This is a genomic window from Sellimonas caecigallum, from assembly GCF_019754295.1.
GTDB classification, from domain to species: domain Bacteria; phylum Bacillota; class Clostridia; order Lachnospirales; family Lachnospiraceae; genus Sellimonas; species Sellimonas caecigallum.
Map to the genome: position 1 here is coordinate 12,414 of NZ_VIRV01000006.1, position 15,535 is coordinate 27,948.

14 protein-coding genes are annotated in these 15,535 nt (G+C 48.5%); all 14 read right to left on the reverse strand.

The features are described 5' to 3' along the window. Positions 1-38: 38 nt before the first annotated feature. The 14 genes from FLB61_RS05620 to xseA all read right to left on the reverse strand — a co-directional run bounded on the left by FLB61_RS05620 (position 39) and on the right by xseA (position 15,533). Entirely contained in the window at positions 39-2,435 is a 2,397-nt protein-coding gene (locus FLB61_RS05620; RefSeq protein WP_221919670.1) for a homocysteine S-methyltransferase family protein, read from the reverse strand. 14 nt (positions 2,436-2,449) lie between these two features. Beyond that, positions 2,450-3,100 carry a vitamin B12 dependent-methionine synthase activation domain-containing protein gene (locus tag FLB61_RS05625; RefSeq protein WP_087211349.1) on the reverse strand — a complete coding sequence of 217 codons (651 nt, stop codon included), beginning with the start codon at positions 3,098-3,100 and terminating at the stop codon, positions 2,450-2,452. Continuing rightward, complete coding sequence (metF, locus tag FLB61_RS05630; RefSeq protein ID WP_221919625.1) at positions 3,093-3,962, reverse strand: methylenetetrahydrofolate reductase [NAD(P)H]; 870 nt, start codon at positions 3,960-3,962, stop codon at positions 3,093-3,095. Before metF ends, FLB61_RS05625 begins: the two co-directional genes overlap by 8 nt. Before the next feature lie 34 nt (positions 3,963-3,996). Beyond that, positions 3,997-5,433, reverse strand: a complete 1,437-nt coding sequence (gene glgA, locus FLB61_RS05635; RefSeq protein ID WP_087211352.1) for a glycogen synthase GlgA — start codon at positions 5,431-5,433, stop codon at positions 3,997-3,999. Between the two features lie 66 nt (positions 5,434-5,499). Then, complete coding sequence (gene spo0A, locus FLB61_RS05640; RefSeq protein ID WP_221919626.1) at positions 5,500-6,288, reverse strand: sporulation transcription factor Spo0A; 789 nt, start codon at positions 6,286-6,288, stop codon at positions 5,500-5,502. A 128-nt stretch (positions 6,289-6,416) separates the two neighbouring features. Continuing rightward, positions 6,417-7,478 (reverse strand): SpoIVB peptidase S55 domain-containing protein, encoded by a 1,062-nt coding sequence (locus FLB61_RS05645; protein ID WP_287449103.1) that lies wholly within the window; start codon positions 7,476-7,478, stop codon positions 6,417-6,419. 85 nt (positions 7,479-7,563) lie between these two features. Beyond that, on the reverse strand, positions 7,564-9,249 hold the full coding sequence (gene recN, locus FLB61_RS05650) for a DNA repair protein RecN (protein ID WP_221919627.1): 1,686 nt from the start codon (positions 9,247-9,249) through the stop codon (positions 7,564-7,566). A 10-nt stretch (positions 9,250-9,259) separates the two neighbouring features. Beyond that, positions 9,260-9,709, reverse strand: a complete 450-nt coding sequence (gene argR / locus FLB61_RS05655) for an arginine repressor (RefSeq protein WP_087199104.1) — start codon at positions 9,707-9,709, stop codon at positions 9,260-9,262. 4 nt (positions 9,710-9,713) lie between these two features. Further along, complete coding sequence (locus FLB61_RS05660) at positions 9,714-10,523, reverse strand: NAD(+)/NADH kinase (protein ID WP_221919628.1); 810 nt, start codon at positions 10,521-10,523, stop codon at positions 9,714-9,716. A 10-nt stretch (positions 10,524-10,533) separates the two neighbouring features. Further along, complete coding sequence (locus tag FLB61_RS05665; protein WP_221919629.1) at positions 10,534-11,346, reverse strand: TlyA family RNA methyltransferase; 813 nt, start codon at positions 11,344-11,346, stop codon at positions 10,534-10,536. 9 nt (positions 11,347-11,355) lie between these two features. Beyond that, positions 11,356-13,245: a 1-deoxy-D-xylulose-5-phosphate synthase gene (dxs, locus tag FLB61_RS05670; protein ID WP_221919630.1), complete on the reverse strand. Its 1,890-nt coding sequence runs from the start codon at positions 13,243-13,245 to the stop codon at positions 11,356-11,358. 12 nt (positions 13,246-13,257) lie between these two features. Then, positions 13,258-14,148, reverse strand: coding sequence for a polyprenyl synthetase family protein (locus tag FLB61_RS05675; RefSeq protein WP_221919631.1), 891 nt, complete (start codon positions 14,146-14,148; stop codon positions 13,258-13,260). Then, positions 14,135-14,332 (reverse strand): exodeoxyribonuclease VII small subunit, encoded by a 198-nt coding sequence (gene xseB / locus FLB61_RS05680; protein ID WP_087199092.1) that lies wholly within the window; start codon positions 14,330-14,332, stop codon positions 14,135-14,137. The genes FLB61_RS05675 and xseB overlap by 14 nt, the downstream gene beginning before the upstream one ends. Beyond that, positions 14,319-15,533, reverse strand: a complete 1,215-nt coding sequence (gene xseA / locus FLB61_RS05685) for an exodeoxyribonuclease VII large subunit (RefSeq protein ID WP_087211366.1) — start codon at positions 15,531-15,533, stop codon at positions 14,319-14,321. Before xseA ends, xseB begins: the two co-directional genes overlap by 14 nt. Positions 15,534-15,535 lie beyond the last annotated feature (2 nt).

The following is a 15,535-nucleotide window of genomic DNA, read 5'->3' on the forward strand; positions in this document are numbered from 1 at the left end:
TTACTACTATAATGGATGAAGCCGAAAGTGTCAAGGGACTACCCTTGTTCCTTCAGCACGCGCTGTGCGTAGTAGACGGACTGCATCGCGTCCTTTCCATAGAAGTCAGCTCCGATCATATCCGCGTACTCCTCATTCAAAACTGCGCCTCCTACCATGACTTTGCAGTCCGGTTTTTCTTCCCTCAAAAGACGGATCGTCTCTTCCATACTGACGACAGTGGTTGTCATAAGGGCGCTTAATCCAACAAGGCAGACTTGTTCTTTGATCGCTGTCTCCACGATCCGCTTTGGATCCACGTCTTTTCCAAGATCGATAACGTCAAATCCGTAATTTTCCAGGAGAACTTTCACAATGTTTTTCCCGATATCATGGATGTCTCCTTTTACGGTAGCAAGTATGACTTTTTCCTTTTTTTCTTCCTGTCTGCCGCTTTCCTCCAGCGCTTCTTTGATGACTGCAAACGCTTCTTTTGCCGCATCTGCGCTCATGAGAAGCTGCGGAAGGAAGATCGTTCCTTTCTCGAATCCTTTTCCGACGTAATCAAGGGCAGGGATGAGATGCTGATTGATAATGTCCAGCGGTTCCGCTTCTCCAAGGCAGGCTTTGGCCAGATGGCCCGCCTCTTCTTTCAGTCCCTTCTGGATGGCGTAACCAAGGGTCATCTCCTCTTTTGCCCCTGTCTTTTCCTTCCCTTTTTCCTCCTGATCTGCATATGCACGGATGTAAGCTTCGCAGTTTTTATCAAAGTTCATCAGCGCCAGATAAGACCGATAGACTTTCATCATCTCTTCCGATCCTGGGTTAATGATTCCGGCTGTCAGCCCTTTTTGCATAGCCAGAGCGTAGAATGTGGAGTTGACCGCCGGGCGGTATGGAAGGCCAAAAGAGATATTGGAAACTCCAAGGACTGTCTTCACTCCGTAACGTCTTCTTACTTTCTCCAAAGCCTCCAGAACGATCCTGGCTCCTTCCGGCTCCGAGCTGATCGTCATTGTCAGGACGTCTATGATGATATCTTTTCTTTCGATCCCGTATTTTTCTGCCTCTTTTATGATCTTGCCGGCAATCTCTACCCGGCCTTCCGCCGTCTCAGGGATTCCTCCCTCATCAAGGGCAAGACCGATGACAACACCTCCGTATTTCTTCACAAGAGGGAATACCATATCCATGGATTCCTGTTTCCCGCTTACGGAATTGACCATCGGCTTGCCGTTATAGATCCGCATGGCCCGTTCCATGGCCTTTGCATCTACCGTGTCGATCTGAAGTGGAAGGCTTGTGATACCCTGAAGTTCTGTGATGACTTCCTCCATCATAGCTGGCTCATCAATGTCCGGCAGTCCTACATTTACATCCAGAATATGGGCTCCCTGCTCCTGCTGGCGGATCCCCTCTTTCAGGATATAATCGATATCTTTCTCTTTGAGTGCCTGTTTAAAACGTTTCTTCCCGGTAGGATTGATCCTCTCTCCGATGATCAGAGGCATATCTCCAAGTACAGCCGCCTGTCCGTAAGAAGATACAATGGTATCTGTCTTCTTTTCCGGTACGTGGATCGCTTTTTCCCGGCATACGTTTGTCATCATCCGGATGTGTTCCGGGGTTGTCCCGCAGCATCCTCCGATGATGCACGCGCCTTCTTCTACCATTTCCTCCATACAGTCGGCAAACTCTTCCGGCGTCACATCATAGTACGTGTGTCCGTCTCTTTGTTTTGGAAGGCCTGCATTTGGCTTTACGATAATAGGAACCGAAGCCCATCTTCGCATCTCGCAAAGGATCGGCATCATCTGTTTTGGTCCAAGTCCACAGTTGATTCCAAGCGCATCCACGCCGAGTCCTTCCAGGAGCGCTACCACTGACGGAACATCCCCTCCTGTCAGCAATTTTCCTTTTTCATCAAAGATCAGTGTGGCAAAGACAGGAAGATCACTTTCCTCCTTCGCAGCCAAAACAGCCGCTTTCGTCTCGTACGTATCGCTCATCGTCTCAATATGTATCAGATCCGCACCGGCCTTTACCCCGCATCGCACAACTTCTGCAAATGCTTCGTACGCCTCCTCAAAACCAAGGTATCCCATAGGTTTTAAAAGCTTTCCGGTGGGTCCCATGTCGAGCCCGATATAATGGCGTCCATCATCGACTCCTGCAAGTGTTCTCGCTTCTTTCGCATTTTCCACCGCTGCCTGTATGATATCCTGCAATCGATACTCACTGTCTCGGAATTTAAGTGCATTGGCCCCGAATGTGTTGGTAAGGACGATATCGCTTCCAGCCTCATAGTACTGGCGATGGATCGAGATGACTGCCTCCTTGTTTTTCAGATTCCATGTTTCCGGCAGTTCTCCAGGATTTAATCCCTTTTCCTGCAAAAGCGTCCCCATGCCGCCGTCCAAAAATAGCAATTCTTTGTAGATCCGTTCTCTGATCATCTGGTCACTCCTTTTCATCTGCTGTCTCTTCTGTATATACAGTCTGTCTTTTCGCATACTTCGCAGCCCTGTCTGTGGCATGCAGTCTTTGTCGTGCTGGCTCCGATAAGAGCCGTCACGGATTTTGTCGGGACGAGCATGCAGCTTTCTGTCATCGTAAGCCCGATAGATTTTCCTGCATCCAGAAGGCCAAGCAGCCGTTCCTGGTGCCGGATATCAAAATCCCCGTACCCGGGGCTGAACCTCGGACGGAGATAATATCCCTCTTGCCACATCTGTTCCGAAATCTCATCCTGGCAGGCATCGCAGTATTCTTCCAAAAGAGCTGCTGCACACGCCTGGATGACGACTGTCTTTGCCATATCCGTCAAAGCATATCTTCTCATCAGCCTGTCCGCCTCCGTACCAAGGGTTGCAGCAAAGACCACCACCTGTCCGCACCCTTTCATATTTTTTGACAGACTCTTACTTTCTATCTCCCATTGTCCGATTCTGAGGCGATTCCCTTCTTCGTGGGACAATTCAAAAATGCGATAGATGAACCGCATTCTCACGATTTTCTCCAGTTCCTCAAAAGAACTTTCGATCATCGCAAGTGTCTTTTCATCTATCGCATGACTCCCGTATCCAAGATAACGAATCGCCTCTTTGATCTTCCTATCCATTTACAATCTCCGAAAGATTTGCCATGATCGCCCGGGCAATTTCCGGCTTATTCATGGAATAGACATGGATGTTGTCGATGCCGTTGGCAATCAGGTCAATAATCTGATCTGTCGCATACGCTACCCCAGCCTGCTGCATGGCTGCCGGATGATCCCCGAACCGATCCACGATAGCCTTAAACCGTTCCGGCAGATATGTCCCGGAAAGGGAACAGATCCTCTTGATCTGGTTTTTGTTTGTGACCGGCATGATCCCTGGAAGAACAGGAACCGTGATCCCGGCTTCCCTGATCTTGTAAAGGAAATTATAGAGGATGTGGTTATCAAAAAACATCTGTGTCGTAAGGAAATCGAGGCCGCAGTCCACTTTTTCCTTCAGATAACGGATATCCTCTTTCTGATTCGGGCTTTCCACGTGTCCTTCCGGGTAGCAGGCTCCTCCGATGCAGAAATCCCCTTCCTCCTTAAGCAGACGGATCAGCCCTTCCGCGTGGCGGAATTTGTCCTCTGCCGGGTACTCCATTCCATCCGGGATGTCTCCCCTGAGCGCAAGGATATTCTGGATCCCTTCATCTTTGAGTTTTCTTACCACTTCTTTTACTTCACTTTTTGTGGACGATACGCATGTCAGATGGGCAATGCTTGGCACCCCGAGGTCGTTTTGAATATGTGATGCAATCCCAACGGTATTTTTGCTTGTACCGCCCCCTGCTCCATATGTAACGCTGATAAACGACGGCCGCACCTTGGCGATCTCGTCCACTGCCTTTTTCACACTTTCATATTTGTCATCTGTTTTCGGCGGAAATACTTCAAAAGAAATATGAACACCGTCGGAATATAATTTTTCTTTTATTTTCATGTCTGTCTCCTGTGCTGTCACATACGCAAAAGCGCTATAACTCTTCATAAAGGTTTTTGTATTGTTCGGCTGAATTCTTCCATGAGAAATCCTGGCTCATGCCGTGTTCTACGATCTTGTTCCAGTCACGTCGTTTGTCATAGTAGATCCTTTCTGCGTAACGGACCGCAGCCAGCATCTCATGTGCATTGTAGTTTGCAAAGCTAAATCCGGTACCTTTCTTCTCGAATTCATTGTACGGTTCCACCGTGTCTTTCAGGCCGCCTGTCTCCCTCACGATCGGAACGGTTCCGTAGCGCAGACTCATCAGCTGGCTGAGACCGCATGGCTCAAACAACGACGGCATGAGAAAAGCGTCGCAGGATGCATAGATTTTGTGGGACATCGGTTCGGAATAATAGATATTCGCGGAAACCTTGCCTTGATACTTCCATGCAAAGTGGCGGAACATATTTTCATAACGTTCCTCGCCGGTGCCAAGGACAACGATCTGTACCGCATCCTGGCACATTTCGTCCATCACATAGGCGATCAGGTCGAATCCCTTCTGATCTGTGAGCCGGGATACGATACCGATCATCATAGCTTTCTTGTCCTGTGTGAGTCCGAGCGCTTCCTGAAGCGCCAGTTTGTTCTTTACTTTTTCCTTTCTGAAATTGCTGATATCATAGTTATAGGAAATCAGACTGTCTGTGGCCGGATCCCATTCCTTGTAATCGATTCCGTTCACGATACCGGACAGGCAGTTGGATCTGGCATTCATCAGACCGTCCAGCCGTTCTCCGTAAAACGGAGTCTTGATCTCTTCAGCGTAGGAATTGCTTACTGTTGTTACTCTGTCTGCGTAGACGATACCGCCTTTTAAAAGGTTTGCATCCCTGTACGCTTCCAGTTTGTCCGGTGCAAAATAGTATTGAGGAAGTCCTGTGATGTCTTTGACCGTTTTTGTGTCCCATACCCCCTGGAATTTCAGGTTATGGATCGTCATTACCGTCTTGATGCCGCGGAAAAATTCATTTCCGTAACGGAAATTATCAAGATAAACCGGTACAAGTCCTGTCTGCCAGTCATGACAGTGGATGATATCCGGCCGGAAATCGATGAGCGGAAGTGCGCTCAGCGCTGCTTTGGAAAAAAAAGCAAATTTTTCGATATCCCATTTTACATCTCCGTACGGTGTCCCTCCGTTGAAATAATATTCATTATCAACGAAATAAAATGTAATTCCCTCATGAACAAGCTCCAAAATTCCCACATATTGTTCACGCCAGTTCAGATCCATGTAAAAATGCGTCTTATAAGAAAGTTTTTCCTTCCACTCTTCTTTCATACACATATATTTCGGAAGCATCACTCTTACATCGTACTCTTCTTTGTCAAAATATTTCGGTAAAGAACCTACAACATCGGCCAGTCCTCCTGTTTTGATAAATGGAACAGACTCAGATGCCACAAATAATATTCTTTTCATAAGCCTTCCTCCTATTTTTTACGCTCTTGTCTTATTATACCGCATTTTTGCATATTTGCAAAGATTTTATCGATGTTTATACTCTAATCTGATGGTGTCTGCGACAAGAGCGATAAATTCCGAGTTGGTCGGCTTTCCCTTTCCGTTGCTAACCGTATAGCCGAACAGTTCATCGAGAATGTCAAGCTTCCCTCTGCTCCACGCCACCTCGATGGCGTGGCGGATAGCCCGTTCCACACGGCTTGCTGTTGTCTGATGTTTTTTCGCCACCGTTGGGTAAAGAATCTTTGTGATGGCGTTTAAAACATCCATATCTTCTACCGCCATGATGATGGCGTCCCTCAAGTAATGATATCCTTTGATATGAGCAGGTATCCCGATCTCGTGGATCATGTCGGTAACCCTTGTCTCAAGCGGTTCCGGCTCTTTTGACCGTTCCATGAGTCCCGTTCCTTGTATCAGGATTTCCCCGTGCTTTTTCTCCTGTGTGCTTCTGATCTTGTTTAAAAGTACTTCGTTCCGGAAAGGTTTCATGATGTAATATGCCGCACCTTTCCGGAATGCATCTTCCGTGATTTTTTCCTGTCCCACTGCTGTCACGATGATGAATTCAGGACGCTTTCTGATAGTCCCGTCTTTGTTTACCATATCCATGACACTAAGTCCGTCCATTTTCGGCATGATGAGATCCAGAAGCACGACATCCGGTTCTTTCGTTTTTATAATCTGATAAACTTCCTCCCCGTTATTCGCCTTTCCGACAAGATTCAGACTTTTGTCTTCCGTAATGATGCTGCCAAGCAGTTCCAGCATTCGTTCATTGTCGTCCGCAATCGCAACATTTACCTGCTCCATCTTTTATTTACCTCCAATTTCTCCCATTCTTTTCTGAAAAGCGCTACGTTCCATATTATAAAATTGGCGGTTTGCAGAATCAAGAAATTGCTGTCGTAACAATTCGACAGAGTGAAACATTTTTTGCTTTATCCGACATATTTCAACATATCCTGGATGAAGATCCCATAACCTTTGGCCGCATTCTGGACGAAGACGTGTGTCACGGCACCGACAAGTTTTCCGTCCTGAATAATGGGACTTCCGCTCATCCCCTGCACGATTCCTCCGGTTAATTCCAAAAGTCTTTCATCTGTCACTTCGATGACGAGGGTTTTATTCTTTTCGTGCGCATTCAGGTCGACTTTTGTAATACGAATTTTGTACTCCTCCACTTTCCCGCTTACAGCGCAGCGGATCACGGCCTCTCCCGTATGAACGTCCGAAGGCGCTGCCGCCGGTATGGCTTCCTGCTCGGAAAAAAGGGCATCGATCCGGTCTATCGTCCCGAAAATCCCTGATTCCGTGTTCTGCTCGATTGTTCCTAAGATATTGTAATTGTTGTAGACAATAATCCCTTCCATACCTCCAGGCTCCCCGGATTTTCCCTTTTTGATCTCCTGGATGCTGGTTGTGTAAAGGCGTCCTTCCCGAATCTCCAGAAGTTCACTCGTATCTGTATCCCGGATTCCGTGTCCCAGAGCCCCGAACCTGCTTTTGCTGTCCAGAAACGTGACAGTTCCAAGCCCCTGCTCGTCATCTTTTACCCAGATACCAAGCTTTTTCCCATCCCTGGCATCAACCAGTTTTGTCTTTACGTCCACGTATTCTTCGTTCCGCCGAAGGTGCAGCACAACCTCCTGTGCTTCCTGGGACTTAACAGCTCTCTGAAGGTCTTTTTTGTCTGTCACGGCCTCATCGTTGATCCCGACAATATAGTCTCCAGCCTTCACGATATTTTTCGCCGGTTCCTGTGTAGTGCCGCCCTTTTCTTCCACAGCCTCCGTGCCAAGCACCATCACTCCGTCTGTTTCCATATAGATTCCGATCGGCATCCCTCCCGGGATCAAAAGATCGTCCGACACTTCGGAAGTGCTGGCTTCCCTCTCAAACAGACTCTGCTTCCATTCCAGAAAACAATATCCTCCTCCAGTCAGCATAAAAGCGATCAGTAAAATCAAAACACTTCTGCGGTACCATCTTTTCTGCACAATATCACCCCTGTTTTACGTGAAATGGGGACGTGTTCCTAACCATCGGAACACGTCCCCATTATTATCTTTCTATTTTGATTTTTTATTCGCTTTTTTTCATTTTTACTGCCAGCTCTTTCATCTCCTGCGCCGTCTCGTACACCGCATCGGTAATCTTTGCTCCGCCCAGAATACGTGCCAGTTCCGCAATCGCCTCCTTGTCCGAAATCCTCCGGATCTGGGTCGTCGTCTTCTGGTTTTCCACCGTTTTCTCGATCAGATAATGGGAGTCTGCCATAGCTGCGATCTGAGCCAGATGAGTAATGCAGATGACCTGATGGCGTTTTCCAAGAAGAGCCATTTTTTCAGACACTTTCTGTGCAGTACGTCCGCTGATCCCGGTATCGATTTCATCAAATATCAGTGTTTCCACCTCATCTTTGTCAGCCAGCGCCGCTTTTACCGCCAGCATGATCCTTGACAATTCTCCGCCCGAAGCCACGGCGCCAAGCGGCTTTTTCTTTTCCCCAGGATTCAGTGAGATCATGAATTCCACTTCGTCCGCCCCGTTCTCTGTAAAGTCAGAAAGGGGACGCACTTCCACTGTGAAGTCCACATTAAGAAAATTCAGATCCCGGATTCCTTCGCGCAGTGTCCCGGCAAGTCCCTCAGCATAGCGTTTCCGGATGTCCGTGAGACGATCAGCATACTTTCGAAGCGTTTTTTGAGCCTCGGAAAATTCTTTTTCAAGTCTTGCCAAATAGGCGTCGTAATCGGACAAAATGAGAAGCCGTTCTTCTTTCTGCGCCGCGTAATCGAGTATTTCCCCGATGGTGTTGCCATACTTGGATTTCAATCGATTGATGGTATTCAGCCGGTTTTCCATCTCGTAAAATTCTTCCTCAGAAAACCGGAGTTTTTCCTGACAGTTGGAAATCTCCCGGTTGAAATCATTCAGGAGACTCTCGATCTCCACAAGCAGCCCATAAAGTTCTTTCGTCTCTCCATCGTACTCTGCCGCCTCGTACATAGCGTGGATCGCTTGGCTTAAAAGCTCACTTATGGAACTTGCTTCGTATCCACCGGTATAATGATACGTCTCCATCAGGCTCTCCATGATCTTTCTGCTTTTGCGCATTTTTTGGTAGCGTTCTTCCAGCTCTTCGTCTTCTCCCGGGATGAGCCCTGCATCCCGGATCTCCTCCACCTCAAAAGCAAGAAAATCCGCTTCCTTTTTCCGCTCTGCCTCTCCGTTTATCGCTTCGTCAAGCTTCTGTTTTGCTTCTCTGGCCGCGCGGTATGCCTCTTTCACTTTTTCTTTTACCGGCAAGGTTTCTTCTTTTGCGTAGGCATCCAGGATCTCCATATGTTTCTTTTTATACAACAAAGACTGGTGTTCATGCTGTCCGTGAATATCAATGAGTATTTCCGCCGCAGCTTTGAGTCTCCCAAGGGGCACCATTTCGCCGTTGATCCGGCTCACACTTCTCTGGTCCATGAGTTTGCGGCTCAGCACGATCATGCCGTCTTCCGGCTCGATATCCATCTTCCGCAGTTTTTCGATGATCTGCGGATTTTTTACAAAAAATTCCAGCTCCACAAGTCCGTAATCGGCGCCTTCCCGAAGAAGATCCGCCGTGTATTTCCCGCCCAGGGCAAGCTGCACTGATCCAAGGAGGATGGACTTCCCCGCCCCGGTCTCGCCGGTTAAGATATTGAGCCCGTCTTTTAATTCCACTTCTGCCTCGTCGATGAGGGCGAGGTTTTTTACATGCAGACTTTGTAACATGCTTCCTCCTTTATATCAGGATTGCCCGGATTTTGTTCATGACTTTTACCGTCTCCTCTTTGCTTCTGACCGCACACATAACCGTATCGTCTCCGGCAATGGAACCGGCAATCTCGTGCCACTGCATGGCATCCACAGCGGCCGCTACGGCCATCGCCATCCCTGGCACTGTCTTGATGATCAGGATGTTCTGTGCCATATCCATCGATGCATACCCGTCCCGCAGGACACGGATATATTTTTCGCTCATTTCTCTTCCGTCGTGGCGGAGCACAGCATATTTCTGTTTTCCGTTCTCCGACGGCACTTTTGTCAGTTTCAGATCCCGGATATCCCTCGACACCGTTGCCTGAGTTACTTTGAATCCGGCTTCATTCAGATATTCTGCCAGCTCTTCCTGTGTCTCGATATCGTATTTCCGGATCAACTCTACGATCTTCGCGTGTCTGTTTACCTTCATTTGCCTAATTTCCTTTCATTTTTTCACGCAGTGTTTCCAAAAAACTAATATTGCTGAGTTTCACAAGTTTCGTTATTTCGTTTGCTTTTTTTACTTTCACGCGGTCCCCTGTGGCAAGCCTCATAATGTCTGTACCGTCAAAAGTCACGACCGCTTCTTCCCTTTCTTTGTTCCTTCTCGATCCAATCTCAATCTGGATCTCGTCCGTGGCAGCAAGGACAATGCTGCTCTTATTCAGGGAGTGAGGACAGATCGGAGTGATAAGGATCATGGACGCTGTAGGTTCCACGATGGGTCCTCCCGCTGAAAGATTGTATGCAGTAGAACCAGTCGGAGTGGAAATGATCAGGCCGTCCGCCTGGTAGGATGTCAGATACTCTCCGTTTACATACAGCATAAGGCGCACGATATGAAGGGATTCGCTCCTTGTCACAACGATATCGTTCAGGGCGATGTCCTCCTTCATTCCTTTGATATTCCCGGAAAGCATCATCCGCTCCTCGATCGTGTACCTGTCGCCCATCAGCTGATCAAGCGCCGGCAGCAGATTCTGTATTTCGGCTTCTGTGAGATAGCCGAGCGTCCCCATATTGACTCCCAAAAGAGGAACATCCCGCCCGAGAAGCTCTCTGGCAGTGAGAATCATCGTCCCATCGCCTCCGATGGCTATGGCGCAGTCCAGTTTTGTCCTTTTTGCCTCCTCCGGATCCGTGATGCATATTTTCCCGTGTCTTGTCAGATAGTCTTCGATCTGCTTTGATATTTCATGTCTTTCGTCTTTTGATTCGTTGGTTATGATATAAAATCTATCCATATGCCTGTCCTTATTTTGCCAGCGACTGGAATGCCTCAGCCACCACCGATTTGATTTCTTCTTTTGACGGTATGTCTGCCGCAGTTCCATCCGGTATCTTTTTCAAGTGTACCAAATACTCGATATTTCCTTCCGGTCCTTTGATCGGGGAATATGTCAGATTTTTGACGGTAAAGCCAATGGAAGCCGCATATTGCGTCACATGTTCAATGACTTCCACGTGGGTGGCAGGTTCCCGCACGACCCCTTTCTTTCCCACCTTTTCTCTCCCCGCCTCAAACTGGGGTTTGATGAGCGCTGCAATCTCTCCGTCATCTACCAGGTAGTTCCGGATCGGCAGCAGCACTTTCGTAAGGGAGATAAAAGATACGTCGATAGAAGAGAAATCCACAGGTTCCCCCAGATCTTCCGGTGTCACATAGCGGATATTCGTCTTTTCCATGCAGACGACGCGCTCATCCTGGCGAAGTTTCCACGCAAGCTGCCCTCTTCCGACATCAATGGCGAAGACTTTTTTCGCACCATTTTGCAGCATACAGTCGGTAAATCCCCCTGTGGATGACCCCACATCCGTACAGACTTTGTCTTTCATGGATACGTCGAAGACCTGCATCGCCTTCTCCAGCTTCAGCCCGCCCCTGCTCACATACGGAAGTGTGTGGCCTTTGATCTCTATCGTTGCTTCTTCCGGGAACGTGCTTCCGGCTTTGTCTTCCCTCTGTCCTTCCACAAACACATTTCCGGACATGATGATGGCCTTTGCCTTTTCCCGGGATTCGGCGAGATTCCTTTTTACAAGTAATACATCTAACCGTTCTTTCATGGCGTCTCCTTATCTTTTTTCTTCTGTGTGCTGCATTCCTGCGTACACAGTCAGTATCTGTTTATAGACGGATTCGTCGTCCAGCATCACTTCTTTTCTGAGAACGGAAACGCTTCCATGCTCAATGTAATCGTCCGGAAGCGTGACAGCAAGCACCCGGACCGGAAGTTCCATCCGTTCCGCGAAATCCATTACCCGTTCCCCAAATCCGCCGGTTTTGACATTTTCTTCTATGGTAACGAAAAGCCGGTGATCCTTCGCAAGTGTGACGAGCATCTCCTCATCCATCGGCTTTACAAATCTTGCATTGATCAGGCTGGCATTTAAGCCTGCCTCCTTTAATTTTTTCCTCACTTTTGCAGCCGTCTCAAACATATGTCCGACGCTCAGGATAGCGATGTCTTCCTCTTCGAAAACCGCCTCCGATTTTCCGTAAAGGACAGGAGAGCGGAACTCCTTATATCCGTCGTACGCCGCACCTCTTGGATAACGAACTGCCACAGGGCCGTCCTGGTATGCGATGGCAAATCTCAGCATATCCGCCAGCTCCCACTTGTTTTTCGGGGAAAGGACAGTCATATTCGGGATCATAGACAGATAGGAAAGGTCGAAGATCCCCTGGTGTGTCTCACCGTCGCTTCCCACGAGTCCGGCTCTGTCCACCGCAAAAACCACCGGCAGATTCTGAAGAGCCACATCGTGGATGATCTGGTCATATCCCCTCTGAAGAAAGGAAGAGTACACAGCAAATACAGGTTTTAGGCCGCCTGCCGCAAGCCCTGCCGCAAAAGTGACGGCATGTCCTTCCGCAATCCCGACATCAAAGAAGCGATCCGGGAATCGTCTGTGAAATTCTCCCAGTCCAGTCCCGTCCTCCATTGCTGCCGTGATGGCCACAAGGGACGGCTCCTTCTTTCCCATATCGCACATGATTTTTCCGAACACATCGGTGTACGTATCTTTCTCCTTTTTTTCCAGAGGCGATCCAGTCCTGATATCAAAAGGCCCTGTGCCGTGGAATCTGGAAGGTTCCCTCTCTGCCGGAAGATACCCTTTTCCTTTCTTTGTCACTACATGGAGAAGGACTGCTCCTTTTACCCGCTTTGCCTCTTTAAAGGCGCGGACCAGTTCTTTTAAATTATGTCCGTCGACGGGTCCCAAGTACGTAAGCCCCATATCTTCAAAAAACATCCCCGGCACAAAGAGCTGCTTGATGCTGCTTTTTGTCTTTCTCAGATGACTTACGATCTGTTCTCCGCCTCCTGGAATCTTCCGGAGAGCTTTCTCAAGATTTCTTTTCAGACGGTTGTAAACGTCCGCCGTGCGGATGCCGTCCAGATATCTGGACATCCCTCCGACATTCTCCGATATGGACATCCGGTTGTCGTTTAAGACAATGATAAAGTTCTTTCCAAGGTGGGCCGCATTGTTGAGTGCTTCAAAAGCCATCCCTCCTGTCAGGGCACCGTCTCCGATGACGGAAATGACCCGGTAATTCTCTTTTCGGATCTCCCTGGCTTTCACATATCCGAGTCCTGCGGAGATGGAGGTGGAGCTGTGTCCGGTATTGAAAGCGTCGCACTTGCTCTCATTGCGTTTCGGGAACCCGCTCATGCCGCCATATTTCCGCAGATCATCAAATCCCTCTCTTCTTCCGGTTAAGATTTTATGTGTGTAGGACTGATGCCCTACGTCCCAGATCATCTTATCTTCCGGAAGATGGAAACAAAGGTGCATAGCCATTGTAAGCTCTACCACCCCAAGATTTGACGCCAGATGCCCTCCGGTATGGCTGATCTTCTCGATCAGAAACTCCCGGATCTCCGAGGCAAGAATGGCAAGCTCTTCTTTATTCAGTTTTTGAATATCGTTTTCCCTCTGTATCTTCTCCAGTATCATGGATATCCCTCACTATTTCCTTCTGTGCACCAACTCTTTTACAAGCCAATTCAGATACGGATTCTCGGCCGGAAGTGCGGAAAGAAGCTGGATTGCTTCCTCCGAGATCCGTTCCACTTCACGGGATGCACCCTCCAGACCAAGCAGTGTCACATAGGTTGTTTTTTCATTCTTTTCGTCACTGTGAACCGGTTTCCCAAGTTCCACTGTTGTACTTGTCACATCCAGAATATCGTCCTGGATCTGAAAAGCCATTCCGATATTGGCTGCGATCTTTTCCACTGTCCGGATCTCTTCTTCGCAGGCTCCAGCCAGCACAGCTCCGATCATCATGGAGCTTTCTATCAGGGCGCCGGTCTTCAGCCGATAGATAAAGTCCAGCGTCTCTTTGTCAATCTTTTTTCCGGTGGATGCCACGTCCACCACCTGTCCGCCAAGCATACCGCGGATGCCTGCTTTCTCTGCCATGATCCGGATGGCCCGCCCAATGAGCTGTGCCTTCTGAGGCTCCATCTCAAATGCCTTGGACGCTGTCTCAAACGCATAATTCAGAAGCGCATCGCCGGCCAGTATGCCCATATCTTCCCCGTAGACAATATGGGTTGTTTTTCTGCCCCTTCGGTATTCGTCGTTGTCCATGGCAGGAAGATCGTCATGGACGAGAGAGTACGTGTGGATCATCTCCTGGGCAGCAAGAAACGGCCGGATGATCTCGGAATTCCCGCCAAACATCCGGTATGTCTCCAGCATCAGCATCGGACGAAGCCGTTTGCCTCCTGCCATCAGGCTGTATTCCATGGCCTCCATAATGACTTTCTGAGGCCCCTTTTGCTCCGGCAAATATTCCCGGATCACTTCCTGAAGTTCCTTTACCTTTTCCTCTTTTATTTCATTCAAACTCATGTGTTTCTCCATTCTGTTCTAATAACAGCACTTTCTTTTCCACTTTATCGATTCTGCGGTCACATTCTCTTAAAAGCTCCATGGCTTCTTTATAATACTGGAAGGCATCATCCAGAGAAAGATCCTCCGCCTGCAGTCTCTTCTGGAGTTCATCCAGCTTTTCAAAAATTTCATTTAATTCCATCGTTCGTCTCCTCTGTCCCTTCCACAGTCGTGTGAATGACTCCATCTGTCACATAGAGCGTTATGCGGTCTCCTTTTTTGATCTGCTTTATGCTCCGGACTGATCGTCCTTTTTCGTCTGTGGCAAATGCGTATCCTTGATTGAGTTTCTTCATCGGGGACATGGCCTCGATCGTTTGTATACGTACACGAAGCTCTTCTCTGGCGTGTTTTAGAGCTTCTTTCATACTTCTGCGTATCGCTTCTTCCAGATTGGCTGCTCTTTGTCTCTGGGATGCAAGGATCGTACCCGGATGCAGCCTTCGGAAAACTTCTTCCCGCTGCCTCAGCCGAAGCCTCTCCATCTGGATCCTCTGAACCATAAGATGTCTGCAGGAAGTCCGTGTCTCATCTATTTTCTTTTGTATATCGTGATACGGGTAGACAGAAAGCTCTGCCGCCGCAGATGGGGTCGGAGCCCTCAGATCCGCCACATAGTCGGCGATAGTGGTATCCGTCTCATGACCTACCGCAGAGATTACCGGTATCGGGCATTCAAAGATGGCCCTCGCCACCTCTTCTTCATTAAAAGCCCACAGATCTTCCATGGAACCTCCGCCTCTGCCCACGATGATCACATCCACATCCTGCATTTCGAGCCTTTTGATGGCCTTGACAATGCTCTCTTTCGCCCCTTCCCCCTGTACCAGAGCCGGCGAAATAATGAGCTGTACATAAGGATTTCTCCGCTTTGCGATATGGATGATATCACGGATGGCTGCTCCTGTCGGAGCGGTAACGATTCCGATCCTCTGTGCATACATCGGAACAGGACGTTTGTACCCGGCATCGAACATCCCCATCTCCTCAAGCTCTTCTTTGAGTTCCTGGAACCGCTGTGCCAAAAGCCCTGCCCCGTCCAGGATGATCTCTTTTGCATAGAGCTGGTATTTTCCGTCTCTTTCATATGTGGTAACCGTTCCGGACACGACCACCTGCTGTCCGTCCTGCATCCGAAAGGCGATCCCTCCTCTTGATCCAGCAAACAATATGCAGGAGATCGTTCCCGACTCATCTTTCAGGGAAAAATAAATATGTCCCTTGGGATGGTATTTGCAGTTTGACACTTCGCCTTTTACATAAATCCGGTTCAGCATAAAGTCCTGGTCAAACATGTTTTTGATATAGCGGTTGACCTGCCCTACGGTGTATACATTTTTCATCT

Coding starts and splice junctions, on each gene's coding strand:
- FLB61_RS05620 (WP_221919670.1), bottom strand. CDS start 2,435: ATGATCAGAGAACGGATCTACAAAGAATTGCTATTTTTGGACGGCGGC.
- FLB61_RS05625 (WP_087211349.1), bottom strand. CDS start 3,100: ATGGATAGGAAGATCAAAGAGGCGATTCGTTATCTTGGATACGGGAGT.
- metF (WP_221919625.1), bottom strand. CDS start 3,962: ATGAAAATAAAAGAAAAATTATATTCCGACGGTGTTCATATTTCTTTT.
- glgA (WP_087211352.1), bottom strand. CDS start 5,433: ATGAAAAGAATATTATTTGTGGCATCTGAGTCTGTTCCATTTATCAAA.
- spo0A (WP_221919626.1), bottom strand. CDS start 6,288: ATGGAGCAGGTAAATGTTGCGATTGCGGACGACAATGAACGAATGCTG.
- recN (WP_221919627.1), bottom strand. CDS start 9,249: ATGTTACAAAGTCTGCATGTAAAAAACCTCGCCCTCATCGACGAGGCA.
- argR (WP_087199104.1), bottom strand. CDS start 9,709: ATGAAGGTAAACAGACACGCGAAGATCGTAGAGTTGATCCGGAAATAC.
- FLB61_RS05660 (WP_221919628.1), bottom strand. CDS start 10,523: ATGGATAGATTTTATATCATAACCAACGAATCAAAAGACGAAAGACAT.
- FLB61_RS05665 (WP_221919629.1), bottom strand. CDS start 11,346: ATGAAAGAACGGTTAGATGTATTACTTGTAAAAAGGAATCTCGCCGAA.
- dxs (WP_221919630.1), bottom strand. CDS start 13,245: ATGATACTGGAGAAGATACAGAGGGAAAACGATATTCAAAAACTGAAT.
- FLB61_RS05675 (WP_221919631.1), bottom strand. CDS start 14,148: ATGAGTTTGAATGAAATAAAAGAGGAAAAGGTAAAGGAACTTCAGGAA.
- xseB (WP_087199092.1), bottom strand. CDS start 14,332: ATGGAATTAAATGAAATTTTTGAAAAGCTGGATGAACTCCAGAAGAGA.
- xseA (WP_087211366.1), bottom strand. CDS start 15,533: ATGAAAAATGTATACACCGTAGGGCAGGTCAACCGCTATATCAAAAAC.